This is a genomic window from Amycolatopsis silviterrae, from assembly GCF_042684085.1.
In the GTDB taxonomy this organism is placed as follows: Bacteria; Actinomycetota; Actinomycetes; order Mycobacteriales; family Pseudonocardiaceae; genus Amycolatopsis; species Amycolatopsis silviterrae.
The window spans coordinates 402,411-425,166 of record NZ_JBHUKS010000011.1 but is presented as its reverse complement, the minus strand read 5'-3'; the positions used below and the strand labels follow the sequence as shown (position 1 = coordinate 425,166).

24 protein-coding genes and 1 riboswitch are annotated in these 22,756 nt (G+C 69.6%); of the genes, 9 read left to right on the top strand and 15 right to left on the bottom strand.

Annotation, left to right across the window (positions count from 1 at the left end; all coding sequences use genetic code 11):
• Positions 1–162 precede the first annotated feature (162 nt).
• The 3 genes from ACFSVL_RS17525 to ACFSVL_RS17515 are packed head-to-tail and all read right to left on the bottom strand — an operon-like array spanning position 163 to position 1,174.
• Positions 163–513, bottom strand: a complete 351-nt coding sequence (locus tag ACFSVL_RS17525; protein ID WP_378305377.1) for a barstar family protein — start codon at positions 511–513, stop codon at positions 163–165.
• Entirely contained in the window at positions 510–962 is a 453-nt protein-coding gene (locus ACFSVL_RS17520) for a ribonuclease domain-containing protein (RefSeq protein WP_378305375.1), read from the bottom strand. Before ACFSVL_RS17520 ends, ACFSVL_RS17525 begins: the two co-directional genes overlap by 4 nt.
• A gap of 11 nt (positions 963–973) precedes the next feature.
• On the bottom strand, positions 974–1,174 hold the full coding sequence (locus tag ACFSVL_RS17515; RefSeq protein ID WP_182894188.1) for a hypothetical protein: 201 nt from the start codon (positions 1,172–1,174) through the stop codon (positions 974–976).
• Between the two features lie 60 nt (positions 1,175–1,234).
• Between ACFSVL_RS17515 and ACFSVL_RS17510 the strand changes: the two genes are divergently transcribed.
• The 3 genes from ACFSVL_RS17510 (at position 1,235) to ACFSVL_RS17500 (ending at position 5,010) form a co-directional block, all read left to right on the top strand.
• On the top strand, positions 1,235–2,200 hold the full coding sequence (locus ACFSVL_RS17510; RefSeq protein WP_378305373.1) for a zinc-binding dehydrogenase: 966 nt from the start codon (positions 1,235–1,237) through the stop codon (positions 2,198–2,200).
• Positions 2,201–2,362: 162 nt separating this feature from the next.
• The gene (locus ACFSVL_RS17505) at positions 2,363–3,385 is read left to right on the top strand and encodes an alpha/beta fold hydrolase (RefSeq protein WP_378305371.1); all 1,023 of its coding nucleotides are present in this window, start codon (positions 2,363–2,365) and stop codon (positions 3,383–3,385) included.
• Positions 3,386–3,504: 119 nt separating this feature from the next.
• Positions 3,505–5,010, top strand: a complete 1,506-nt coding sequence (locus ACFSVL_RS17500; protein WP_378305369.1) for an amino acid permease — start codon at positions 3,505–3,507, stop codon at positions 5,008–5,010.
• A 395-nt stretch (positions 5,011–5,405) separates the two neighbouring features.
• Here the strand turns inward: ACFSVL_RS17500 and ACFSVL_RS17495 are convergent, their stop codons facing one another.
• Positions 5,406–6,455, bottom strand: a complete 1,050-nt coding sequence (locus ACFSVL_RS17495) for an NAD(P)H-dependent flavin oxidoreductase (RefSeq protein ID WP_378305368.1) — start codon at positions 6,453–6,455, stop codon at positions 5,406–5,408.
• Between the two features lie 60 nt (positions 6,456–6,515).
• Here ACFSVL_RS17495 and ACFSVL_RS17490 point away from each other — a divergent pair, with 60 nt between their 5' ends.
• Complete coding sequence (locus tag ACFSVL_RS17490; protein ID WP_378305366.1) at positions 6,516–6,962, top strand: pyridoxamine 5'-phosphate oxidase family protein; 447 nt, start codon at positions 6,516–6,518, stop codon at positions 6,960–6,962.
• A 43-nt stretch (positions 6,963–7,005) separates the two neighbouring features.
• Here the strand turns inward: ACFSVL_RS17490 and ACFSVL_RS17485 are convergent, their stop codons facing one another.
• The gene (locus ACFSVL_RS17485) at positions 7,006–7,572 is read right to left on the bottom strand and encodes a Uma2 family endonuclease (protein WP_378305364.1); all 567 of its coding nucleotides are present in this window, start codon (positions 7,570–7,572) and stop codon (positions 7,006–7,008) included.
• A 120-nt stretch (positions 7,573–7,692) separates the two neighbouring features.
• Positions 7,693–9,543 (bottom strand): translation elongation factor 4, encoded by a 1,851-nt coding sequence (gene lepA / locus ACFSVL_RS17480; RefSeq protein ID WP_378305362.1) that lies wholly within the window; start codon positions 9,541–9,543, stop codon positions 7,693–7,695.
• A 116-nt stretch (positions 9,544–9,659) separates the two neighbouring features.
• Between lepA and ACFSVL_RS17475 the strand changes: the two genes are divergently transcribed.
• Entirely contained in the window at positions 9,660–10,268 is a 609-nt protein-coding gene (locus tag ACFSVL_RS17475; protein WP_378305360.1) for a class I SAM-dependent methyltransferase, read from the top strand.
• Here the strand turns inward: ACFSVL_RS17475 and ACFSVL_RS17470 are convergent.
• Both ACFSVL_RS17470 and ACFSVL_RS17465 read right to left on the bottom strand, forming a co-directional pair.
• The gene (locus ACFSVL_RS17470) at positions 10,265–10,639 is read right to left on the bottom strand and encodes a VOC family protein (protein WP_116200449.1); all 375 of its coding nucleotides are present in this window, start codon (positions 10,637–10,639) and stop codon (positions 10,265–10,267) included. The two genes, ACFSVL_RS17475 and ACFSVL_RS17470, sit on opposite strands and share 4 nt — an antisense overlap.
• Before the next feature lie 22 nt (positions 10,640–10,661).
• Positions 10,662–11,525, bottom strand: a complete 864-nt coding sequence (locus ACFSVL_RS17465) for a DMT family transporter (protein WP_378305358.1) — start codon at positions 11,523–11,525, stop codon at positions 10,662–10,664.
• 393 nt (positions 11,526–11,918) lie between these two features.
• Here ACFSVL_RS17465 and rpsT point away from each other — a divergent pair, with 393 nt between their 5' ends.
• A complete protein-coding gene (gene rpsT, locus ACFSVL_RS17460) occupies positions 11,919–12,179 on the top strand; it encodes a 30S ribosomal protein S20 (RefSeq protein WP_009081037.1) in 261 nt (86 codons plus the stop codon).
• A gap of 90 nt (positions 12,180–12,269) precedes the next feature.
• On the opposite strand, the gene holA is transcribed toward rpsT, so the two are convergent.
• Positions 12,270–13,241 carry a DNA polymerase III subunit delta gene (gene holA, locus ACFSVL_RS17455; protein WP_378305355.1) on the bottom strand — a complete coding sequence of 324 codons (972 nt, stop codon included), beginning with the start codon at positions 13,239–13,241 and terminating at the stop codon, positions 12,270–12,272.
• Between the two features lie 131 nt (positions 13,242–13,372).
• Positions 13,373–13,506, top strand: a riboswitch (SAM riboswitch).
• A gap of 13 nt (positions 13,507–13,519) precedes the next feature.
• Here holA and thrC point away from each other — a divergent pair.
• Complete coding sequence (gene thrC / locus ACFSVL_RS17450) at positions 13,520–14,785, top strand: threonine synthase (protein ID WP_378305353.1); 1,266 nt, start codon at positions 13,520–13,522, stop codon at positions 14,783–14,785.
• Between the two features lie 25 nt (positions 14,786–14,810).
• Here the strand turns inward: thrC and ACFSVL_RS17445 are convergent, their stop codons facing one another.
• Together ACFSVL_RS17445 and ACFSVL_RS17440 are read right to left on the bottom strand one after the other, a co-directional pair.
• Complete coding sequence (locus ACFSVL_RS17445; protein WP_378305351.1) at positions 14,811–17,189, bottom strand: ComEC/Rec2 family competence protein; 2,379 nt, start codon at positions 17,187–17,189, stop codon at positions 14,811–14,813.
• A complete protein-coding gene (locus tag ACFSVL_RS17440) occupies positions 17,186–17,743 on the bottom strand; it encodes a helix-hairpin-helix domain-containing protein (RefSeq protein WP_378305349.1) in 558 nt (185 codons plus the stop codon). The genes ACFSVL_RS17445 and ACFSVL_RS17440 overlap by 4 nt, the downstream gene beginning before the upstream one ends.
• A 608-nt stretch (positions 17,744–18,351) precedes the next feature.
• Between ACFSVL_RS17440 and ACFSVL_RS17435 the strand changes: the two genes are divergently transcribed.
• Both ACFSVL_RS17435 and ACFSVL_RS17430 read left to right on the top strand, forming a co-directional pair.
• A complete protein-coding gene (locus tag ACFSVL_RS17435) occupies positions 18,352–19,311 on the top strand; it encodes a GNAT family N-acetyltransferase (protein WP_378305347.1) in 960 nt (319 codons plus the stop codon).
• On the top strand, positions 19,308–20,135 hold the full coding sequence (locus ACFSVL_RS17430) for a DUF3626 domain-containing protein (RefSeq protein ID WP_378305345.1): 828 nt from the start codon (positions 19,308–19,310) through the stop codon (positions 20,133–20,135). Before ACFSVL_RS17435 ends, ACFSVL_RS17430 begins: the two co-directional genes overlap by 4 nt.
• Here ACFSVL_RS17430 and ACFSVL_RS17425 read toward each other — a convergent pair.
• The 4 genes from ACFSVL_RS17425 to rsfS are packed head-to-tail and all read right to left on the bottom strand — an operon-like array spanning position 20,132 to position 22,733.
• On the bottom strand, positions 20,132–20,977 hold the full coding sequence (locus tag ACFSVL_RS17425) for a DegV family protein (protein ID WP_378305343.1): 846 nt from the start codon (positions 20,975–20,977) through the stop codon (positions 20,132–20,134). The genes ACFSVL_RS17430 and ACFSVL_RS17425 overlap by 4 nt on opposite strands.
• A gap of 4 nt (positions 20,978–20,981) precedes the next feature.
• Positions 20,982–21,710: a diglucosylglycerate octanoyltransferase gene (gene octT / locus ACFSVL_RS17420; protein ID WP_378305341.1), complete on the bottom strand. Its 729-nt coding sequence runs from the start codon at positions 21,708–21,710 to the stop codon at positions 20,982–20,984.
• A 4-nt stretch (positions 21,711–21,714) separates the two neighbouring features.
• Positions 21,715–22,329 (bottom strand): histidine phosphatase family protein, encoded by a 615-nt coding sequence (locus ACFSVL_RS17415; RefSeq protein WP_378305339.1) that lies wholly within the window; start codon positions 22,327–22,329, stop codon positions 21,715–21,717.
• Positions 22,326–22,733 (bottom strand): ribosome silencing factor, encoded by a 408-nt coding sequence (gene rsfS, locus ACFSVL_RS17410; RefSeq protein ID WP_378305337.1) that lies wholly within the window; start codon positions 22,731–22,733, stop codon positions 22,326–22,328. The genes ACFSVL_RS17415 and rsfS overlap by 4 nt, the downstream gene beginning before the upstream one ends.
• Positions 22,734–22,756 lie beyond the last annotated feature (23 nt).

Genomic DNA, 22,756 nt, shown 5'->3' with positions numbered 1-22,756 from the left:
CTCACCAGCTGGACCGGGGCCTGCACGCTATGCCAACAACAACTCCCACCCTGACAAAGCCCTATCTGATTCCCTCAGGGGTCCCCTCACAGACGACGATCCTGCTCCCGCCACCCCGGGCAGGCACCGCATCCGCGACGCCGCCGGAGCCCTTCGCGGCTTTCAGGAATCGACCAGGACCACCGTCAGGCGTCGTTCCCCGGACCCCATGGCGCGTTGCGCGTCCGAAAGCACGCTCCGCACCGCCAGATAAGCCTTGGGCTCCGCGGCTTTCAGCCCGTCCGAGCCGGCCCAGATCAGCACGTGCTCCCCGGCCGGCAGCCACGACAAATCCGTGAGCATGTCGTACAGCGCGTCCAGATTCCGCCCGAAATACGACGGGAAAGACAGCGCCTCGCCGATCGCGTCCAGCGCCGACAGCTTGTCCAGCGCCCGCGTCCCGTCGACCCGGTGCGGATAACCCCCGCGCGCGAACGCGGCGTCCGCCGCGGCCTGCGCCGTTTCGCCGCTCACCGCGCGGGGTCCACAACGACGAACGACGAGTAATGATCCGCTGTGTAATACAATTCTTTCCCCGCCCCCGTGATCAGCCGGCGGGCCCCTCGGTCCGGGCTCCCCGGCGTTTTCACGGTGTATTCGTGGTAATAGCCGTTCTTCTGCGCGGGCAGCACTTTCTCCCGGTTCTGGAAGACGACGTCGTCATTGCGCGGGTACGGGTAGGGCCCGCCCTTTTCGATCAGCTTCCAGGTGTCCGCCGCCTGCGAGGGCAGCGAGGACAACGGCTTGACCGGCAGCTTGGAATCGGCCCCCGGCACCTTTCCGGACGCGTTGGCGGGCGCGCTCGACGAGGACGAGGGCGACGGCGAATCCGAGGACCCGGCGGTTTCCTTGACGAGCCACCCGCCGAGCACCAGCACGAGGAGACCGACGAGCGCGGCGGTGATCCGCCTACGGTTGACCATGGTGTGCCAGCTTAGGAGCGGCCGGGACCGTCGTCGTCACGGGCCGTGCCGAACCGGCGGCCGAAGCGTTCGACCAGCTTGTCGATGGCCCACGCGGCGAGCAGGCACAGCGGCACGAGCACCGCCATGACCAGCACGAACTGCACGGGGAACCAGGCTTGCGCAAGCCACAGCTCGACCCCGTCCCACCAGTTGGCCAGCCCCTCGAACACGAATGTGAGCCTACGCGCGCTCGCCTGCGCGGGCGCGGGCAGGGGAGGTAGGTTGCTGCCATGTTCGCCGTATACGCGCAGGAACCCAACGCCGAGTCCCCGCTCGATTCGCTGGTCGTCGGCGAGCGGCCGGAACCCGAGGTGCCCGAAGGCTGGGTCCGGGTGCACGTCAAAGCCGCCAGCCTGAACATGCACGACCTGTGGACCTTGCGCGGCGTCGGCATCAAGCCCGACCAGTTCCCGATGATCCTCGGCTGCGACGGAGCGGGCACGCTGGACGACGGCACCGAGGTCGTGCTGCATTCGGTGATCAACGCGCCGGGCTGGCAGGGCGACGACACGCTCGACCCGAAGCGCACTCTCCTCACCGAAAAGCACCAGGGCACGTTCGCCGACCAGGTCGTGGTCCCGGCCCGCAACGCGGTGCCGAAGCCGGCCGGCCTGACCTTCGCCGAGGGCGCGACCATGGGCACCGCGTGGCTCACCGCGTACCGGATGCTGTTCGTGAAATCGGGCCTGCGTCCCGGCCAGACGATGCTGGTGCAGGGCGCGTCCGGCGGGGTGTCGACCGCGCTGATCGCGCTCGGCCGCGCGGCCGGGTTCCGGGTGTGGGTCACCGGGCGCACCGAGGAGAAGCGCGCGCTGGCCGAGAGCGTCGGCGCGCACCAGACGTTCGGGTCCGGCGCGCGGCTGCCGGAGCGGGTCGACGCGGTGTTCGAGACCGTCGGGAAGGCGACCTGGGGGCACACGCTCAAGTCGCTGAAGCCGGGCGGCGCGGTCGTGGTGTCCGGTTCGACCAGCGGCCCCGACCCGTCGGCCGACCTGCAGCGGGTGTTCTTCCTGCAGCTGCGGGTCCTCGGCTCGACCATGGGCACCCGCGACGAGCTGGCCGACCTGCTCGCCTACCTCGACCTGAAGGGCATCAAACCGCAGATCGGCAGCGAGCTACCCCTTACGGAGGCCCCCGCGGGATTCGCCGCGATGGCCGCGGGCGAGACCGCAGGCAAGATCGTCTTCACCCGCTGATCCTGTTGCCCCAGCGCTGACCTGGGCTTTTCCTCACCGGAAGAGTCCGGGCCAGCGCTTTTACCCGTTCTCCGGTGAATCGTCAACACCCCAGCTTCGCAACCAGATAGTGACCCCCGAAATTCGACCAGATCTCGACCTTGGGCGGTTAACCTGGAGAACATGACCGCGACGCAGCGGCCCGCACCGGTCGGCCGGGGCGGCCGGCCCACCAATGACCCGGAGCCGATCCGGGAGTCGTTCCGGCGCTTCGCCGGCATGCGCACGCGCGTGCTCGAGGTCGGGCCGCCCGTCGCGGAAGCGCCCGCACCGAAGCGCACGCGGCGCAAGGGCGGCGAGAAACCCCGCGCGCCCCGGCTGGTGCTGCTCCACGGTTATTGCGACAGTGCCGACACGTGGCGTCCGGTACTCGGAGAACTAGCCGCGGCGGGCATCGCCGCGATCGCCGTGGACCTTCCCGGCTTCGGCGACGCGCAGCCGCTGCGCCCGGGCCCGATGCTGCCGCAGCTCGACGCGTTCACCGCCGCGGTGGTGCGCGAGCAGGCCGTGCTCGGCCCGGTCGTGCTCGCGGGCAACTCGCTCGGCGGCACGATGAGCCTGCGCGCGGCGCAGAACCACCGGCTGCCGACCATCGGCGTGGTGTCGATCGCCGCGCCCGGTTTCGTCGACTCGTGGCTGGTCCGCACGGTCGGCCGCAACCCGCTGCCGCTGCGCTTGTACTCCTCGCTTCCGTTGCCAGTGCCGGGTTTCCTGGTCCGCGCGGTGGCCGAACAGCTGGTGCCGCGGATCCTCTACGCCGACTCGCGGCAGGCGGACGCGGGCCAGGTCCGCCGGTTCACCACGCTCTTTCCCGACTACCGGGCCACCACGTCCCGACTCGAAGAGGCCCGCCAGCTCGTCGCGGAACTAGCGGACGCCTACCGGCTCGACCAGATCCGGATCCCGCTGCTCGCGGTCGCGTGCGGCAAGGACAAGCTCGTCACGCCCGCGTCCGGCCGGAAGCTGCACACCCTGGTGCCGCACAGCAGGCTCGTCGTCCGGGAGGACTGGGGCCACTGCCCGCAGCTGGACGACCCGCCCGAGGTAGCGGAACTGCTGACCTTCTTCGCCGCCGGCGCCGTCCGCTCGGGCGGCCGCCCGGCGCCCACGGTCAACACCGTCGCGGAGGACTCCGCGACCGGGTGACTCAGACTGCCAAGATCGTCACACTACGGAGTCGGTGACAGCCGGGGCGCCGCCAGGTACGGTGCGCTGCCAGGGCTTGAGAACCCGGGCCCTTCGCACAAGCAGTCGAGGAGACAGCGATGTCAGCTCCGCGCGGCCCGAACCTGGGCTCCGGGACCGGTATCTTCCGGCGCAAGCCGATCGAAACCATCGAGCAGGCAGGCGAAAGCGGCCTGCAGCGAACACTCGGCTTGCGGCAGCTGACCGCGATCGGCGTCGGCGGCATCATCGGCGCGGGCATCTTCTCGCTGGCCGGCGCGGTCGCGAACAAGACCGCGGGCCCGGCCGTGCTGATCTCGTTCCTGATCGCGGGCATCGCGAGCGCCGCGGCCGCGTTCTCCTACGCCGAATTCGCCGGCCTGATCCCGCGCGCGGGCTCCGCCTACACCTACGGGTACGCGGTGCTCGGCGAGATCGTCGGCTGGTTCATCGGCTGGGACCTGCTGCTGGAGTACACCGCGATCGTGTCCGTGGTGGCGATCGGAATTTCCGGCTACTTCAACGATTTGCTCGGCTTCCTGCACGTCTCGCTGCCGTCCTGGATGTCCGGTGCACCCGGCACCGAACCGGCTGGCGTGGAACCAGGGTCGTACAAGATCAACCTGTTCGCCGTGCTGCTCTGCCTGCTGATCGCGTTCATCCTCAACCAAGGCATGAAAAACGCGGCGCGGTTCGAGACAATGCTGGTGTACCTGAAGGTCGGCCTGGTGCTGCTGGTGATCGTGGTGGGCGCCTTCCACATCCAGAGCGGCAACTACACCAACTTCTTCCCGTTCGGCATCAGCGGCGCTTTCACCGGTGCGGCAACGGTGTTCTTCGCCGTCTTCGGCTACGACGCCATGTCTACCGCTGCCGAAGAGTCGCAGGACTCGCAGAAGCACATGCCGAAAGCGATCATCTACTCGCTGGCGATCTCGATGGTGCTGTACGTGCTGGCCTGCCTGGTCCTGACCGGCATGGTGAAGTACACCGACATCAACCCGGAAGCCGCGTTCTCGAGCGCGTTCGCGAAGGTCGGCCTGGGCTGGCTGGGCGCGATCATCGCGGTGGGCGCGATCATCGGCATCCTGACGGTGTTGTTCACCTTCCTCCTGGGCGCGACGCGCGTCGGCTACTCGATGAGCCGCGACGGCCTGCTGCCGAAGTGGTTCGCGAAGACCCACCCCGTGCGCAAGGTCCCTTCGCGCATCACGTGGATCCTGGGCGCCGCGTCCGCACTGATCGCCGGCGTACTGCCGATCGGCGAGGCCGCGGAGCTGACGAACATCGGCATCCTGCTGGCCTTCGTGGTGGTGTGCATCGCGGTGATCGTGCTGCGCTACAAGCGCCCCGAACTGCCGCGCACGTTCCGCACCCCCGGCATGCCGGTGGTGCCGATCATCGGTGTCGTGTTCTCGATCTGGCTGATCACGTTCCTGAAGCCGGAAACCTGGCTGCGCTTCGCGATCTGGTTCGCGATCGGCATGGTGATCTACTTCGCGTACAGCAAACGCCACTCGGCGATGGAACGCGGAACGGATGGAGACCTCGGCTCCGGGGACGGCGAGCCGGGTGGGCCTGGCGGGGTTAAGTCCACTTCGGACTGATTCATCGGTGGAGTTTCGAATGCGGGGGACGCCTTGGGTGGCGTCCCCCGCATTTTTGCGCTTGCACTGGCCCGCGTGCCCAATCGGACACGGTTTTCGGCCCACGAGCGCACATCCGGTCCCGCTCTGGGACCGCACTCACCGAGGCCGCCCGCGATCAGGTCACGCAGGGTTGCTTGATCCGCTCAGCCGCCGGGGTTTCCACCAGAAGCCATCACCCGCAACCAGCCGAGCCACCTCTGACGTCGATATTCCAACAGAAGGCCTCGCCCGACCATCGCCACGCAACTGGCCAAGCCCAGCCGTTGTCCGTGGTTCCGGCAGAAAGCTCCGCGCCCTTGCCTCAACCACCCGAGCCGCACCGCCGTGCGGAGTTTCGGCAGAAAGCTCCGCGCTCACCGCAGCCGGTCGAGCCGCTCTGTCGCTGCCTTCGCCTCCGCGCGGAGGCGGGCCACGATCGAGGCCGCTGAACCGTCACCGGCGAGCGGGTACGTCTGCCCGGCCCACAGCGACATCGCCTCCGGGTCACCAGCTTTGGCCGCCGCCCCGCGGACCGGTTTGCTCAGGTGGTGCAACTGCGGGTACGCGGCAGGCGCGCCCGCGGAAAGGTCGCTCAGGACGCGGTTCACCATGCCTCGCGCCGGACGTCCGCTGAACGCGCGCGTGAACTCCGTCGCCCGGCCGCCCTCAGCGAGAGCGCGCCGCTGCGTGTCACCAGTGCCGGCCTCGGTCGCGAGCAGGAACACCGTGCCCAACTGCGCCGCCGACGCACCGGCAGCCAGCACCGCCGCCACGTCGGCGCCGTGGACCAGTCCCCCAGCCGCGATCAACGGCAGGCTCGTGCGCGCGCCCAGCAACCGCAGCAGGGCGAGCAGGCCGTATTCCTCGCCGCCGGCCGGGTTGCCCGGGTCGTCGGTGAACAGGCCGCGGTGCCCGCCTGCCTCGAAGCCCTGCACCACCAAGGCGTCGGCCCCGCGCGCCGCGGCGAGGTCGGCTTCCTCCGGATTCGTGACGGTGACCGCGACTGTGCCGCCGGCTTCGTGGATCCGCTGCACCTCGGCGGACGTCGGCGCGCCGAAGGTGAACGACACCACCGGAACCCGGTGCCGCACGACGAGGTCGAGTTTCGCCGGGTACTCGTCGTCGTCCCAGACCGGGTCGCCGAGTTCGACTCCGTAGCGCACGGCTTCGGCGAGCATCCGTTCGCGGTGCGCGCTCAGGTCCGCCACCGACCGTCCGCCGGGCACGAACAGGTTGACGCCGAACCGGCCGCCGGTGAGGTCGGCGGTGTGCGCGATCCGGGCGTCCAGCGTCTCCGGGCTGAGGTAGCCGGCGGCGAGGAAACCGAACCCGCCCGCATTCGTGACGGCACCGACCAGCTGCGGAGTCGTGGGCCCACCCGCCATCGGCGCCACGATCACCGGGAACTCGAGATCATCGAACATGTCCCCGAGCCTAGTGCCGGATCGGAAATGCGCCGGGCCGCCGCCGCGTTGCAGACAAGCATGACGGCAACCCTGGAGCAGCTCCGCGCGCTGACGGTGGAGGAGAACGGCCTCGCGACGGTGGCCACGACCCGCGCCGACGGCACCGTGCACGCGTCCGTGGTGAACGCGGGCATCCTGAACGACCCGGTCACCGGCAAGCCGAGTGTGGGCTTCGTCGCCGTCGGCGGCGCGCACAAGCTCGCGCTGCTGCGCCGCAACGGCCACGCGACCGTGACGTTCCGCCGCGGCTGGCGCTGGCTCTCGGTGACCGGCCCGGCCCGCCTGATCGGCCCGGACGACCCCGACCCGTCCTTCCCGGCCGACGGCCTCCCGTCCCTGCTGCGCGACGTGTTCCGCGCCGCCACCGGCACCCACGACGACTGGGCGGAGTACGACCGCGTAATGGCCGCCGAACGCCGGGCCGCGGTGTTCGTGGAGGTGGGCAAGATCATCGGGAACGGCTGAGCGCTTCTCGCAACAGCCCGGCGAAGCGAGCCGACCGGACCGTTCAGCTCCTTCCAGCAAGCACCTCGGGGACTACCCGGACAGGGAAGGGCCGCTCTGCTTCGAACGTCTCAGCGCCCGCGGCCTTGGCAACATGGCGGTAGCTGCCCTCCTCGTCCAATTCGAACACAGTCAGTTCGGGCTCAGCGGGGTCGATCACCCAGTAACTCGGGACGCGCAACCGTTCGTAGAGCGCCTTCTTGGTGTTCAGGTCGTGAATCGATGTGCTCGGCGACAGAACCTCGACAGCGAGAACCGGTGGCACAGGCAGGTCCTTGGCGGTGAAGTCCTCAGTCCGGCCGACCAGCACGTCCGGCTGAAGCTCTATCCGATCACCCACGTGCACGGCGAACGGAGCACCGACGACGAACATGTCTTCCGGACAGGCCGCGTCGAGCACGCCGTACAACTGGTAGCCGATCGTCTGATGTCTCAGGCCGGGCGCGGGACTCACGAGGAGCGTCCCGTCGATGAGTTCGTAACGGCGGCCATCATCCGGCATCCCCTCGAGGTCGTGCACCGTCATGGGTCCCGACCCGGGAGGATTCTGGATTTCCGCCATGACCGTCATGGTGCTCTCCTTTCCCTGTTCGCGCCAGAGAGTCCCTGTTAGCAACTGAGAACACCAGACCCCACCGACAAAAACGGCGGCCCCGGGAAACCCGGAGCCGCCGTTCACCCGAAGGTGGACCTACTTCTTGTTCTTCCCGTTGTCCTCAGTGGACAGTGCCGCGACGAAGGCCTCCTGCGGCACCTCCACCCGGCCGACGGTCTTCATCCGCTTCTTGCCTTCCTTCTGCTTCTCCAGCAGTTTCCGCTTCCGCGAAATGTCGCCGCCGTAGCACTTGGCGAGCACGTCCTTGCGGATCGCGCGGATCGTTTCGCGGGCGATGATGCGCGAGCCGATCGCGGCTTGGATCGGCACCTCGAACTGCTGGCGCGGAATCAGCTCGCGCAGGCGCGTCGCCATGCGGTTTCCGTAGGTGTAGGCGGCGTCCTTGTGCACGATCGCGGAGAACGCGTCCACCGTCTCGCCCTGCAGCAGGATGTCGACCTTCACCAGGTCGGCCACCTGTTCGCCGGACTCCTCGTAGTCGAGCGACGCGTACCCGCGCGTGCGCGACTTCAGCGTGTCGAAGAAGTCGAAGATGATCTCCGCGAGCGGGATCGTGTAGCGCAATTCGACGCGGTCCTCGGACAGGTAGTCCATGCCCAGCAGGGTGCCGCGCTTCGCCTGGCACAGCTCCATGATCGTGCCCACGAACTCCGACGGCGCCAGGATGCTCACCTTCGAGATCGGCTCGTGCACCTCGGAGATCTTGAGCCCGCCCGGCCAGTCCGACGGGTTCGTGACGATCACCTCGCTGCGGTCCTCCAGCACCACCCGGTACACCACGTTCGGCGCGGTCGAGATCAGGTCCAGCCCGAACTCGCGCTCCAGCCGGTCCCGCGTGATCTCCAGGTGCAGCAGGCCGAGGAACCCGCAGCGGAAGCCGAAGCCCAGCGCGACCGACGTTTCCGGCTCGTACGTCAGCGCGGCGTCGTTGAGCTGCAGCTTCTCGAGCGCCTCGCGCAGTTCCGGGTAGTCCGAGCCGTCCACCGGGTACAGGCCCGAGAACACCATCGGCTTCGGCTCGCGGTAACCGGCCAGCGGTTCCGTCGCGCCGTGCCGCTCGGAGGTCACGGTGTCGCCGACCTTCGACTGGCGCACGTCCTTCACGCCGGTGATCAGGTAGCCGACCTCGCCGACGCCGAGTCCCTTGCTGGCCTTCGGCTCCGGCGAGATGATGCCGACCTCGAGCAGTTCGTGCGTCGCTCCGGTGGACATCATCTTGATCTTCTCGCGCGGCGTGATCTTGCCGTCCACCACGCGGATGTAGGTGACGACGCCGCGGTAGGTGTCGTAGACCGAGTCGAAGATCATCGCGCGGGCGGGCGCGTCCGCGTCGCCGACCGGCGGCGGGACCTGGCGGACGCATTCGTCCAGCAGCTCGGTGACGCCCATGCCGGTCTTCGCCGACACGCGCAGCACGTCCGAGGGCTCGCAGCCGATGATGTGCGCGATCTCCGCCGCGTACTTCTCCGGATCCGCCGACGGCAGGTCGATCTTGTTCAGCACCGGGATGATGTGCAGGTCGTTCTCGAGCGCGAGGTACAGGTTCGCGAGCGTCTGCGCCTCGATCCCCTGCGCGGCGTCGACCAGCAGGATCGCGCCCTCGCACGCCTCGAGCGCGCGCGAGACCTCGTAGGTGAAGTCCACGTGGCCGGGCGTGTCGATCAGGTGCAGGACGTGGTCCTGGCCGTCGACCTGCCACGGCAGGCGCACGTTCTGGGCCTTGATCGTGATGCCGCGTTCCCGCTCGATGTCCATGCGGTCGAGGTACTGCGCGCGCATGGCCCGCTCCTCGACGACGCCGGTCAGCTGCAGCATCCGGTCCGCCAGCGTCGACTTGCCGTGGTCGATGTGGGCGATGATGCAGAAGTTGCGGATCAACTCCGGCGGCGTGAAGGTGGTGTCGGCGAACGTCTTGGGCGCTGTCACTCGGGCTGTCCTCGGGATGGTGGGGGATGTCCGTACCCCATCGTCCCATGGACCTCCGGGTGCGGGTGGGGGTCATCCCCGATGCGGCCCCGCGCGTCTCGTGATGACCTCGAAGGATGACCACTTCACCCTCCCCCTCGCCCGGTCCCGGCGTCCTCGACGCCGCGCTCGACCGGGCCTTCGGCCACCCCAGCGGCCTGCTGGGCAGGCTCGGCGGCAAGCTGATGTCAGTCGGCAACGCCGCGACCGAACACCGGATCGTCGACCTCGCCCGCCTCGAACCCGACGAGGTCGTGCTCGTCGTCGGCCCTGGCCCCGGGGTCGGCCTCGACGCGGCGAGCAAACTCGCCGGCGAGGTGATCGGCGTCGAACCCTCCCCCGAGATGCGCGACCTGTGCACGGACCGCTGCGGCGACCGCGCCGAGGTGCGGGCGGGCAGCGCGGCCAGGACCGGCTGCGCGGACGCCTCCGCGGACGTCGTGCTGACCGTGAACAACGTCCAGTTCTGGGAAGACCGCGCGGCGGGTTTCGCCGAACTGTTCCGCGTGCTGCGGCCAGGCGGACGGCTGCTGCTGTCGGCGCACGAGAAGTGGCTTCCGGTGACGCGGCACGAACTCGCCGGCGAAGCCGCCGCCGCGGGGTTCACCGACCTGCAGACCTGGACCTGGGACCCGCCCGGGTTCGCCGCGCTCGCCGCCCAGCTGCGGGCCGTGAAACCGGGCTAGCGCTTGTCGCGGCGCAACGGATGGTCCTCCGGGACCTCGACGAGGACGATCCGCAGGCCGTCCGGGTCGGCGATCCACGCCTCGTCGGTGCCCCACGGTTCGCGGCGCGCCTCGCGCACCGGCTCGACGCCGCGCCCGGCCAGTTCGGCCAGCGTCGCCGGGAGATCGCGGACCTGCAGGAACAGATTGACGTCCGGACCGGGCCCGGCCTCGCCGGTGCCGACCACCTCGATCGACCCGCCGCCGGCGAAAAACCGCGTGCCGCCGGGGAACTCGCGCTCGATCGCGAGGCCGAGAGCGTCGCGGTAGAACGCGGTCGACACCTCGTGGTCGCGGGGGTGGATCAGCACCCGGCTGCTCAGTACGTCCATGGGTCCTGCCTACCTGAGCCGCTCAGGCGACCGCAATCGCAGCGATCCCGGCCAGCACCACCAGCGAGCCGGCGAGCCGGCGGACCGCGTTGCGCTCGCGGAGCACGAGCCAGGCGGCGACCCCGCCGAAGACGATCGACAGTTCGCGCGCCGGCGCGACGAGGCTGACCGGCGCGATCCGCAGGGCGTACAGCACCAGCAGGTATCCGGCGGGCGAGGCGAGTCCGACGATCAGCACCTCGCGCCGGTGATCGCGCCACAGCCGTTTGATGTCGGACCGGCCGCGCGCGGCGGTCGGCGCGAGCAGGATGCTCTGGGCGATCGCGCCGCCGCCGAAGTAGACGAGCGGCGGCACGCTCAGCGACGTGACCGAATGCGCGTCCCAGAGCGTGTAAGCCGCGATGACCACTCCGGTGGCGACGCCGTAGAACACCCCGGCGCGCCGGGCTTGGGCGTCGCCAGTGCTGCCGCCGCCGAGACTGATCACCAGGACGCCCCCGACCACGAGGAAGGCACCGATCAGCCCGAGCACGCCCGGCCGTTCTCCCAGGACCGTGACGGCCACGAGCACCGAGACCAGCGGTCCGGTGCCGCGCGCCAGCGGGTAGACGATCGAGAGGTCGCCGACCTCGTAGCCGCGCTGCAGCACGATCCCGTACACAACGTGCAGGACCGCGGTGACCAGCGCGGCGACCAGCCAGGTCCACTGTGGACGTTCCGGTTCGACGGCCAGCGCGACCGCGATCACCGGGAGCATCGCCACCGCCGAAACGGTGTAGTACAGCCAGACGAACCGCGGTCCGCCGGAAACCCGTTTGGCGGCGAGATTCCACGAGGCGTGCACGACCGCGGCGACGAGGACCATGGCGAGGGCAGTGGTGTTCATCCGGACCCCTTCAGGTTTTCAGCGCATGCTGAAGACCGGGTCCTCCAGGCTTTTGTCCCGTCAGATGAACGGCAGGGCTCGGTGTCCCGCCGAAGGTGCCGCTCGGACCAGCCCCGCCCGCCCTCGTTGTCTTCGCGACCCGCTCTGCGGGACCACGGGCAGGCGACGGAACCCTAGGCACTACCAAGATCCACCGTAACGGAGCCGCAGGCGGAATGCCGAACGGATTCCGGCTCCGGGGCCCGCGCCGGGGCCGCGAGCAGGGCTGTTAAGATTTTCGACTGTTGCCGTGCGGCATTCCGTCAGGGAGGAAACCCGGCAGTCCCCTCAGGACTGATCCGGAGCCACGCGAACGCGGCAGCGACCTTCACCGAGTGAAAGAGGAACGCCTCCATGGCCAACATCAAGTCGCAGGTCAAGCGCATCACCACGAACGAGAAGGCGCGGCAGCGCAACCTGGCGATCCGGTCCTCGGTGAAGACCGCGATCCGCAAGTTCCGCGAGGCCGCCGAAGCCGGTGACAAGGACAAGGCCCTCGAACTGCAGCGCGACGCCGCCCGCAAGCTCGACAAGGCCGTCACCAAGGGCGTCATCCACGCCAACCAGGCCGCGAACAAGAAGTCGGCTCTCGCGAAGCGCGCGAACCAGCTCTGAGCGCAGTCTTTCCGGAAGGCCCGGCGGCTTCGGCGGCCGGGCCTTTTCGATGCCCGGATCAGCGGGCGCGGCGGCAGACGCCTTGACCGCTCAGCGGTCTCCCTTGGCCGCGACCACGTCGAGGACCGCGCGCTGCAGTGCGTAGGTGGAATCGGCCGCCGCGCCCTTGACCTCGGCGTTCAGCCGTGCGACCACGCGCATCGCGGACGCCAGGCCGTCCTGGCCCCAGCCGCGGGACTGGCCCTGCGCCTTGCGGATCTTCCACGGCGGCATGCCCAGCTCGCCCGCCATCTGGTTCGGATTGCCGCGCCCGGCGGCGGACACGCGAGCGATCGTGCGGACCGCGTCGGCCAGCGCGTCCGCCACCAGGACGTGCGGGACGCCCAGCTGCATCGCCCACTGCAGCGACTCCAGCGCGGCGGCCCGGTCGCCCGCGACGGCCTTTTCCGCCACCGCGAAGCCGGTCACGTCGGCGCGTCCGGTGTGGTAGCGGCGGACCGCTTGCTCGTCGACGACTCCCCCGGTGTCGGCGACCAGCTGCGTCGCCGCCGAGGACAGCTCGCGCAGGTCCGAGCCGACCGAGTCGAGCAGCGCCATCAAGCCGGCTCCGTCGATCTTCCCGCCCGCGCGGCGCACCTCGTTGCGGACGAACGACTCGCGCTCGGCCGGCTTGGTGAGCTTCGGGCATTCGGTGATTTCCGCGCCCGCTTTTTTCAACGCGCCCGGCAGCGCCTTGGCGGCTTTGCTCCTCCCGCCGCCGCTGTGCACGACCACGAGGACGATGCCTTCGGCGGGCGCTTTCAGGTACGCGAGGACCGCGTCGGACAGCTCCTGCGAGATGTCCTGCGCCGACTCCAGCACGATCACGCGCCCCTCGGCGAACAGCGAAGGACTCACCAGCTCAGCGAGCACGGGCGGTGTGAGATCGGACACCCGCATCCGCGTGAGGTCGGCCGTCGGGTCGGCGGCCTTGGCCGCGTCGAGCGAGGCGCGCACAGCCCGTTCGATGAGCAGTTCTTCCTCGCCCGTGACGAGGTGCAGCGGCGCGGGTGCGGTGGTCACCCGGCCATCCTCTCACCCGGTCGCCGGGCCGCCCGCCCCGGTGATGTGGGCCGCCTCCGTGGCACGAGCTGATCGGGATGTCGTACGGTGTAGCCGAGGACGCGCCCACCGGTGCTCCGACAACCGAATACCGCTCATCCAGAGGGGCAGAGGGAACGGCCCGACGAAGCCCCGGCAACCGGCGTACAGCCTGTCATCCCGCGATCGCGGGGTAGCTGACGACCACGGTGCCAATTCCGGCCCGCTTCGGCGGGGCAGATGAGGAAAGGAACCTCGCGATGACTGCAGCCCTCAGCGCCACCTCCGCCAACAAGACGATCGACCTCGGTCCGGCCGTCGAACTGGTGTCGAAGGAAGAAGGGCACCGGCAGCCGCTCGCTCCGGAATTCGTCTCCGCCGAAGACTTCTCGCCGCTCGAGGTCGCCTACGACTTCGGCCGTATCCGCCGCGAGGACATCGAGGCGGGCCCGCGCAACATCTGGCGTTACAAGAAGCTCCTTCCCGTCCCCTCGACCGTCGAGGAGACCCCGAACACCGAACCCGGCTGTACCCGGCTGGTGCGTGCGGACCGGCTCGCCAAGGCGCTCGGCCTCAAGAGCGTGTGGGTCAAGGACGACACCGGCAACCCGACGCACTCGTTCAAGGACCGCGTGGTCGCCGTCGCGCTGGCCGCCGCCCGCGAGTTCGGCTTCGAGGTCCTCGCGTGCCCGTCGACCGGCAACCTGGCCAACGCGACGGCCGCCGCCGCGGCGCGCGCCGGCTGGCGGTCGGTCGTGCTGATCCCGAAGAGCCTCGAGCGCGCGAAGATCCTCACCACCGCGGTGTACGACGGCGACCTGATCGCCGTCGACGGCAACTACGACGACGTCAACCGGCTCGCCACCGAACTGGCCGGCGAGCACCCGAAGTGGGCGTTCGTGAACGTCAACGTCCGCCCGTACTACTCCGAGGGCTCGAAGACGCTCGCCTACGAGGTCGCCGAGCAGCTCGGCTGGCGGATCCCCGAGCAGATCGTCGTGCCGATCGCCTCCGGTTCGCAGCTCACCAAGGTGGACAAGGGTTTCCGCGAGCTGGGCCAGCTCGGTCTCGTGGACGCCAGCCCGTACAAGGTGTTCGGCGCGCAGGCCACCGGCTGCTCGCCGGTCTCCGCCGCGTACCGCAACGGCCACGACGTGGTCCAGCCGGTGAAGCCGGACACCATCGCCCGCTCGCTCGCGATCGGCAACCCGGCCGACGGCCCGTACGTGCTCGACGTGGTCAACCGCACCGGCGGCGCGATCGAGGACGTCACCGACGAAGAGGTCGTCGAAGGCATCCGGCTGCTCGCGCGCACCGAAGGCATCTTCACCGAGACCGCGGGCGGCGTCACCGTGGCGACCGCGAAGAAGCTCGTCGAAACCGGCAAGCTCGACCCGGACGCCGAAACCGTCCTCCTCATCACCGGCGACGGCCTCAAGACCCTCGACGCGATCGAGAACCACGTCGGCCCGAAGGCCACCGTGCCGCCGTCCGCCGAAGCCGTCGCCAAGGCGCTCGGCTACTGACGCACTGGCCCGGGGTCCGCACGCCCTACCGCGGCGGGCCCCGGGGCTCACCCCGGCGTGCGACCGCCGGTCCGCCTCCGCCTGGCAGAACGGCCGTGTCGCCGTCCACGTCGGTCCGGGTGACCAGTACTCCCATCGTGCCGAGAACGTCCACTGTGGACTTGCTCGGATGCCCGTATCCATTGCCCGCGCCGACGCTGATCAGCGCCGTGCGCGGCCGCACCGCCGCGAGGAATTGCGGCAGCGAGTATCGCGAGCCGTGATGCGGCACCTTCAGGATGTCGGCCCGCAGGTCGACGCCCTCGGCTAACAGGTCCGCCTGCGCGGCGAGTTCGACGTCTCCGGTCAGCAAAACCCGGCCAGCCGAGGTGTCGGCGCGCAGGACGACCGAGCTGTTGTTGATCATCGTGCCGTCCTGCAGGGCAGGCGACCGGGTGGTGGCGTAGCGCGGACCGAGCACGTCCAGCGACAGCCCCGGCCATTCCAGCTTTTGCCCTTCGCTCAACTGCACCAGCGGCACGCCACGACGCCGCGCTTCGCCGGAAACCGACTGCCACGCCCACGCCGGAGCGCGCCCCGGCCCGACCGCGATCGCGCCGACCGCCCGTCCGTCGAACACCGAGGCGAGACCTCCGATGTGGTCCGCGTGCAGATGGCTCAGGAGCAGCAACGGCACTCGTTCGACGCCCAGCCTCCGCAGGCATTCGTCGACCGGCCCAGGTTCCGGCCCGGTGTCGACGACGACGGCCCGGCCGGGTTCGGCAGTGGCGAGAACGACCGCATCTCCTTGCCCGACATCGCATTCCACCATCGCCCAGCCGTGCGGCGGCCAGCCAGGCAGCAGGACCTTGGCCGGCACGACCGTCAACAGCACGACAACCAGTCCGATCGCCACCAGCAGCCGGAGGCGACGAAACCGAGCCGCCACCACGAGAACGACCAGCAAGGCCGCCGCGCACAATCCGCCCCACCAGCCACCGGGCCAGGACAGCGTTGCTCCGGGCGTTCGTGCGCCATGCCGGGCGACGGTGAGCAGCCATCGTGCTTCCGGATCCGCCAATCGGATCAGCAGGTGCCCGGCACCCGGCCACCATGGCCCGACGACGGTCGCGAGCACGCCCAGCACGGTCACCGGCGCGACCACTGGTGCCGCAAGGACATTGGTGACCACCGAGACGAGGCTGACCGTGCCCGCCATCCCGGCGATGACCGGCGCGGTGACTACGAACGCGGCCAGCGGCACGGCCAGGCCTTCGGCGTAACCCGGCGGAACTCCCCTTCGCACCAACGAATCCGCCCATCGCGGGGCGAGCAGCACCAGTCCCGCAGTGGCGAGAACGGAAAGCGCGAAACCGAAATTGGCCGCCATCGTCGGATCCCACGCGACCAGCACGCACACCGCGAACGCCAGGGCGGGCAGCGCCGAACCGCGTCGGCCGAGGGCCAGCGCCAGCAAGCCGATGCCGCCCATGACACCTGCCCGCACCACGCTCGGCTCGGGACCGACCAGCACGAGGAATCCGGCCAGGCAGGTGCCTGCCGCTGCGGCGGAAAACCTCGGGCCGGCTCGCGCCAATCGGCACAGCAGCAGGACGGCTCCGCCTACGATGACGAGGTTTCCACCGCTCACTGCCATCAAGTGGGTGAGCCCGGAGGCGGTGAACTCGGCCTCGACCCGTTGCGGCAACGCGCTCGTGTCGCCCAGCACCAGTCCGGGCAGCAAGCCCGCCGGTTCCTCCGGCAGGATCCCGCACAACGAATGCAAACTGTTCCGCAGCACTGCCGCCGCGCGCTGCCACCACGGGGCTTGCCCGACGTCAGCCGGCGCGGCCCGGACAGAGACGACCGCAGCCGTCAGCTCGCCGCCACGTGCGGGCATGAGACGGCCGGACGTCGTCACTTCCTGGCCTGGCAGCAGGCCGTTCCATCCGGCGACGGGTGCCAGCAGCAAAACCCGGCCGGTCGATTCGATTGGCTGACTGTCCACTGTGGCCGTTATGACCTGTGCCGGGATCGCCACCGACCGGGTTCCCGCCTGTTGATCCGCATAGCCCGCCTGGTGGATCGGCCGGGGACGCTCGTTGATCTCGACCAGCAGCGTCGCCGTGACGCCGTGCGTGGCAGCGGCTCCCAACGGGTCGGATGCCGCGTCGTGAATGCGCAGAGCGGTCGGCACTGCTGCGACGAGCCCGACTAGCACTAACGCTCCCCCGACCCCGGCGTAGCGGGAACGGCCGCGGAGGAGAAGCACTGCGGCCCCGATGACCGTTACAGCACCCACCACGGTCGCGACCCACCAGCCGAGCTGGAGCCCGGCGAGCGTCGCCGCCCATCCGGCGACGGAGGCGGGAACGAGGCGGAAATCGTGGTCGCGTCGCGGATTTTCTTCGGGTGCCGGCTTCATCCGACCGTCACCTGCTCGCGAAGTCTTTCGAACTTGCTCTCGCCGATGCCGTCTACGTCGCGTAGCTGTTCGACACTCGAGAATCCGCCGTGCTGGGTGCGCCAGTCGGCGATGCGCCGGGCGGTGACCGCGCCGACGCCGGGGAGACTGTCGAGTTGTTCGGCCGTCGCGGAGTTCAGGTCGATCTTGCTGGCCGCGCCCGCTGAACCGGCTGGTGCCGCCTGAGCAGCGGCGACGCCGACCGCCACCTGCTCGCCGTCGGTGAGTTTGCGGGCAAGGTTCAGTACGGTCAGGTCTACGCCGGGGTTGGCACCGCCGGCCGCACGGAGAGCATCGGCGACACGGGAACCCGACGGCACAGTGACGAGTCCTGGGGCGCGCACGTGGCCGACGACGCTGATGACCAGCTTTTCGCTGGCCTTCGGCGCGTGCGGGGTCTGGGCCCGGGCCGTCGGCAGTGGCGGGGCGATCTCGGCTGCGGGTGAGCGGCCGAAGATCGCCAGGCCACCGGCTATTACGGCAGCGGCTGCCAGTAAGGCTAGAGCGAAGACCACCCCTCGACGGGAGAGGAAGCCGGGTATGCCGTTCGATCCGGGAAACCACCGGGGTGCGCTGGGTTGCGGCAGCCAGCGGCGCACTAGTTTTCCTGCGGGCAGCTCGTTTTCTGGAGAGGGTGGGTGGTCGGCAAATGCAGACAGGCGTGTGTTCCGGCCCGGTGGCCGCGGGAGCGGTGTCGCGCCAGGAAGCAGGGTGTCCGGCGGAGGTGCACTGTCGGTACTTGCAGACAGCGCTGTGTTCCGGGGGCCGTCGCCAAGCAATTGGCCGCCCGGCAGCCAGCGACGACGTGCGGACCGGCGGCCGGGTCCGGCGGCCTGCGAGGCCGCGGCCAGCTGGTCGGAGAGCCAGGCGAGCCTGACGTTGACGGGAGTGCCCGGATCCCGGGCGGACTGATCGAACACACGATCGACGCTAGGCCCCGGCCGCCGCGGCGGCGAGAGGGTTCGGCACGATCTGTGGACAACCCGCCCCTTGGGGACAACTCGGCCGCGCGGCGGGGAGACGCGCCGGAGTTTGTCAGGGTTCGCAGTCATACTGAGCGGTTGACCTGCCGCAATGGTGAGCAAAAAGCGTTCGCGCTCGCCGGTGTCGTCCGCTAGACCTGGTGACAAGCCGTCGAACGCATCGGGAGCACGCCTCAGCTGTGGACCACACCGACCTGACCCTGCGCCCTCTCACCGGGCCGGAAGAACTCGATCTCTTCTGCCAGCTCACCTACGCCCTCGACCACGAACTGGCCGACGATCTCGCCGCCGGCCGTCGACGGCCGGACTGGATGTGGGTCGCGCTTCGCCGGGGTGAACTCGTCGCCAGGGCCGCGTGGTGGGGACGGGCCGAGGAGCAAGTCCCATTTCTGCTGGACTTTTTCGATCTCGAGGACGTGACTGTCGGCGCTCAACTGCTGCGGACCGCGATTGCCGAGATCCTGCCCACGGGTGCCCGGCCGCCGGCGTACAACCGCATGGTCCCCACCGATTGGCGCGAAAGACCCGAAACCCGAAGCGTGGTCGAAGACCGGATGACCGCGCTCGAACAGACCGGGGCCCGGCTGCTCGCCGAACGGCTGCGTTTCGACTGGCAGCCAGGCACTCCGGTCCCGCCGCGCGACCGGCTGATCTTCCGTCCGGTCCGCGACGACGACGAGATCCTCGACCTGATGGCCCAAGTCCTGGACGGAACGCTCGACGCGCACAGCCGCGACGACCTGACCCGGATGTCCGCGCACGAAGCGGCGATCAGGCACTACGAGGACGAACTGGCGCATTACCGCAGTCCGCGGGATTGGTGGCGGGTCGCCACGTTGCCCGACGGCACGCCGGTCGGGTTCGTCACGCCGGCCCGCAACAACTACAACCCGATCATCGGGTACCTCGCGGTCTTGCCTGAACATCGCGGCAACGGCTACATCGACGAAATCCTCGCCGAGGGCACCCGAATTCTTGCCGCGCAGGAGGTTCCTCGCATCCGGGCGGCGACGGACCTCGGCAATATCCCGATGGCGAAAGCGTTCCGGCGCGCTGGCTACGTCAACTTCGAGCGCACGATCACCATGGTCTGGCCGTGATTCGCACGGAACCTTGGGAACGCGCGGTCGCCCACATCGCCGCGCTGGCGACGGGTGGCCCGGCGGACCCGTCGTGGCGGGTCACGCTGCACTTCCACCCGGACCGGCTGGTCGACGGAGTGCCGATCTTGGAGAAGATGGCGCGAGACGGCTGGTACCGCTCGCAGTTCGAGACCGGCGTCAGCAACGGCGGGCTGACCGCGCATCCGGGAGGAGACCGCTGGCGCTGGGAAAGCCGGTTGTTCGCCGGCGTCTACGACGACGTCGCGGCCACGCACCGGCCGAAATACGGGTCGCTGAATTTCCGCGGCCGGACGACAGGCGGCTCGCCGCGGTTCGGCTCGGCGCATCTCCGGCTCGCGCGGCACACGATGTCCCGCACCACTTTCGCTTATCCCGACAGTGTTTTCGAGCCGACGTCTTTCGGCGTCGAGGCGCGCCTGTCCGAACTGGTCGCGATTGCGGAGGCTGACGGCAAAGACCCGCTGGACGACTACATCGAGGCACAGGTGCACGGCGAGGTGGAGCTTGCTCGGGACGTCGAAGCGCTGGTTCTCGATCCGTCTTACCGAGGAACCGAAATCGAGGCGACGGCCCGAAAACTGGCTACGGTCGAATGGCACGAAGGATTCCGGATCGCCACCGGAGAACTGCTCCGGCACCCCGACTACCGCGGACCGAAGTTCACCGCGCTCGGCACCGAACTCGCCGAGGACGGATACCTCGACCCGCGCATCCTTGGGAACGCAGCCGACCATGACGAGCAAGATCTCAAACGCGTCTGGCACCTGCTCGCGCGATTCGGCAACCAGGAAACCGGCTAGGCGCGCTGCACGACCACGCCGAGCACCCCGGGACCAGTGTGCGCGCCGATGACCGCGCCGATCTCCGACACCACGCATCCCCCGGCACAGCCCGGGATCGCTTCCTCCAGCCGGTTCGCCAGCTCGACCGCCCGCTCCGGCGAGGCGAGATGGTGCACCGCCAGCTCGACCGGCCCGGTGCCCGCCGCCCGCACGGACAGTTCGACCAAACGCCCGATCGCGCGGTTCATCGTGCGCACTTTCTCCAGCGGAAGGATCCGGCCGTCGGACATGTGCAGCACCGGTTTCACCGCCAGTGCGGTGCCGAGCAACGCCGCGGCCGAGCCGATCCGGCCGCCGCGGCGCAGGTGTTCCAGCGTCTCGACCACGAACAACGTCGACGACCGTTCCGCCGCTTCCGTCGCGGCCGCTTCGACCTCGGCCGGGGTGGCCCCGGAAGCGGCGGCGTCCGCGGCGTGCAGGGCGGCAAAGCCCAAACCCATCGCTGTGGTGCGGGAATCGACGACACGGACGCGGTCGGAGCCGACTTCTTCCGCCGCCAGAACCGCGGCTTCCCATGTCCCCGACAGCTCGCGCGAGAGGTGCACGGACACGACGGCGTCCGCGCCCGCGTCGAGCGCGGACCGGAATTCGGTGGCGAACTCGGCCGGAGTGGGCCGTGAAGTAGTGACGATCTTGCGCTCCCCCAGCGCTTCCGCGAGCGCGGCGGGGCCCATTTCGACGCCGTCGAGGGAGCACACCCCTTCCACGAGGACGTGCAGGGGCACCACCCGCACCGAGTGCCGCTCGGCGAAGCCTTCGGGCAGGTGCGCGGTGGAGTCCGTGACCACGGCGACCGACACGTGGTCAGCCTACGTTGCCGGAGCCGAGGTGCGGAGCAACCAGCTTCGCCATCGCAGTGCCAACCGCTTCGTGCCCAGCCCATCCCCAGTGCATGCCGTCGGGATTTCCCGCGCCGCTCAAGACATGTTCGCCGACCACGCCGGGCGTGTCGAGCAACGGCACTTCGCGTCGCGCGGCCCACGAAGCGATTGCAGCGGCTGCTTCAGCGCGTCCCGTGTGTACGCGGCCGTACGCCTCAGCGCGGTGCACCGAAGGCATCATCCCGAATACAGGAAGCTCAGGCCGCAGCGCGCGCAACGCTTCAACAGATTGGTCCAAGTAGCTGACGCTCAGCCGCGCAGGGAGTACGCGAGGACGCCCGCGCATCACGACAGACAACCGTGGCTGCGCAGCGAGATAAGCCCCGCGTACAACGCGACGCACGCCGTCGGGGCGAAGGTAGCGAAGTCCTTGACGCAGGTACGTCGGCAACGGCGACGGCAGTGTGTCCATGTGACCGACAGCAAGCACGACAGCGTCGACGCGGCGCAGATCCGCCCACACGCGCGGGTCGCCGGTGAGCGACCACCACAGGTCGCGCGCCGTCCAGCCGATGCCGGCCACGAGATCGGCCTGTCCGGACAGCGCGTTCGCCGCGACGTTGGGCCACAGACGCGGATCATCGGCCGCGCAAGGGCCCTCGGGGCCGTGGAAACACAGTGAATCGCCGAAGACAAGCAGCTGCGGGCTCATCGGGTCAGCCGGTGATGCCCGCGTTGTACGCGTGCAACCGCCACTTCCCCTCGCGGTGGCCGAGTTCGACCCAGTGGCAGTTCATGATCCCGCCGAGCGACGGCCAGACCTCGACCGGAAGGCCGAGCAGCTTCGCGGTGAGCGCGAGGATCAGCCCGCCGTGCGAGGCGAGCAGGACCGATTCCCCGGGGTCGGCGTTCGGCTGCATCAGGTCGTCGACGACCTCGGCGGCGCGTTCGGCGACCTCGACCCGGGATTCGCCGCCCGGCGGAGCCCACGCGGCGTCGGAGCGCCACAGCTCGCGGTCGCCCGGATAGCTCTCGTCGACCTCGGCTCCGGTGAGGCCCTGCCACTCGCCGAGGTGCGTCTCGCGCAGCCGCTTGTCGATCTGCAGCGGCACGCCGATCGCCTCGGTGAGCACTGTCGCGGTGTCGGTGGCGCGGCGCAGATCAGAGGCGATCACCAGCTCCGGCGCGAACCGCGCGAGCGCGGGCACGGCGAAGCGCGCCTGGTTCCAGCCGACCGGGGTCAGCGCCGAATCGAGATGTCCCTGCATGCGGCCGGCGGCGTTGTAGTCCGTCTCGCCGTGCCGCCAGAGCAGCAGCCGCCGCGGGCTCACGCCTCCGGACCGTCCGCGTCGTCGGTGTCGTTCGCGGAGACCGTCGCCAGCCCTTCGACCTCGATGCGCGGGCAGTCCTTCCACAGCCGTTCGAGGCCGTAGAACGAGCGCTCGTCCGCGTGCTGGACGTGGACGACGACGTCGACGTAGTCGAGCAGCACCCAGCGGCCCTCGCGGGCTCCTTCGCGCCGGACCGGCTTGTGGCCCTCCAGGCGGAGCTTCTCTTCCACGTTGTCGACGATCGCGCCCACCTGGCGCTCGTTCGCCGCGGACGCGATCACGAACGCGTCGGTGATCACGAGCTGCTCGGACACGTCCAGGACGACCACGTCGCTGGCCAGCTTGTCGGCTGCCGCGTGCGCGGCCGCCACCGCCAGGTCCCGTGCCTCGGACGTCGCTGCCACAGTGCTCCTTCAGATTTCGGGTA

Coding starts and splice junctions, on each gene's coding strand:
- ACFSVL_RS17445 (WP_378305351.1), bottom strand. CDS start 17,189: ATGAAGCCGGCACCCGAAGAAAATCCGCGACGCGACCACGATTTCCGC.
- ACFSVL_RS17490 (WP_378305366.1), top strand. CDS start 6,516: ATGACGGCAACCCTGGAGCAGCTCCGCGCGCTGACGGTGGAGGAGAAC.
- ACFSVL_RS17500 (WP_378305369.1), top strand. CDS start 3,505: ATGTCAGCTCCGCGCGGCCCGAACCTGGGCTCCGGGACCGGTATCTTC.
- ACFSVL_RS17510 (WP_378305373.1), top strand. CDS start 1,235: ATGTTCGCCGTATACGCGCAGGAACCCAACGCCGAGTCCCCGCTCGAT.
- rpsT (WP_009081037.1), top strand. CDS start 11,919: ATGGCCAACATCAAGTCGCAGGTCAAGCGCATCACCACGAACGAGAAG.
- ACFSVL_RS17465 (WP_378305358.1), bottom strand. CDS start 11,525: ATGAACACCACTGCCCTCGCCATGGTCCTCGTCGCCGCGGTCGTGCAC.
- octT (WP_378305341.1), bottom strand. CDS start 21,710: ATGAGCCCGCAGCTGCTTGTCTTCGGCGATTCACTGTGTTTCCACGGC.
- ACFSVL_RS17520 (WP_378305375.1), bottom strand. CDS start 962: ATGGTCAACCGTAGGCGGATCACCGCCGCGCTCGTCGGTCTCCTCGTG.
- ACFSVL_RS17495 (WP_378305368.1), bottom strand. CDS start 6,455: ATGTTCGATGATCTCGAGTTCCCGGTGATCGTGGCGCCGATGGCGGGT.
- ACFSVL_RS17505 (WP_378305371.1), top strand. CDS start 2,363: ATGACCGCGACGCAGCGGCCCGCACCGGTCGGCCGGGGCGGCCGGCCC.
- ACFSVL_RS17485 (WP_378305364.1), bottom strand. CDS start 7,572: ATGACGGTCATGGCGGAAATCCAGAATCCTCCCGGGTCGGGACCCATG.
- thrC (WP_378305353.1), top strand. CDS start 13,520: ATGACTGCAGCCCTCAGCGCCACCTCCGCCAACAAGACGATCGACCTC.
- ACFSVL_RS17470 (WP_116200449.1), bottom strand. CDS start 10,639: ATGGACGTACTGAGCAGCCGGGTGCTGATCCACCCCCGCGACCACGAG.
- ACFSVL_RS17475 (WP_378305360.1), top strand. CDS start 9,660: ATGACCACTTCACCCTCCCCCTCGCCCGGTCCCGGCGTCCTCGACGCC.